Annotated in this window: 1 protein-coding gene; it reads right to left on the minus strand. The window is 76.0% G+C overall.

Features of this window, described 5'->3' with window-relative positions:
- Positions 1-247: 247 nt before the first annotated feature.
- On the minus strand, positions 248-645 hold a 398-nt coding region (locus IBL25_RS26535), incomplete at its 5' end, for a thioredoxin family protein (protein ID WP_187781396.1).

Raw genomic sequence — 645 nt, forward strand, 5'->3', positions numbered from 1 at the left:
CATCGGGGGCGGGGCCGGCGGGGATGTCGCGGCGCGGGCGCGCGGGCGCTCGGCCCGAAGGCGTTTTCATGATGCGGGGTAGTTTGCCACGGGCGCCGGGCAGCCGGAAGGCCAGGGGGCGCCGCCCCCTGGAACCCCCGCCGGGGTGACAGGGTCACCCCGGACCCCGCCACCGGTTTGGCGAAGCGGGCCGGGCAGGGGCTGCCCGGGTGGGATGCGGCTGTGATGCGAAGGCGGGGGAGAAGGATCAGCCCGGAGAAGCAGGCGTGGCGGCGGCTGTGCGCGGCGCTTGGGCTTCCAGGGCGCGCAGCACGATGGATTCCGTCAGGATCTGCGGCAGCACGGCCGGGGCGCCACCACCGGCGGGATAGACCAGATACAGCGGCACGCCTTCCCGCCCATGGGCGCGCAGCAGGGCGGCGATCTCGTCGCCGCCGCGCGTCCAGTCGCCGGTGAGATAAGCGACGCGGCGCGCGGCGAAGGCTTCCCGCACCGCCGCGCTGTCCAGCGCCACGCGCTCATTCACCTTGCAGGTGATGCACCAAGCGGCGGTGAGGTTGACGAAGACCGGGCGGCCCTCCGCCTGGGCGGCGGCGACGCGGGCGGCGGACCAGGGCTCGGCGCCGGCCTCGGCGGCCGTGGCGG

Origin of the sequence: Pseudoroseomonas ludipueritiae, from assembly GCF_014490445.1 — a bacterium.
In the GTDB taxonomy this organism is placed as follows: Bacteria; Pseudomonadota; Alphaproteobacteria; order Acetobacterales; family Acetobacteraceae; genus Pseudoroseomonas; species Pseudoroseomonas ludipueritiae.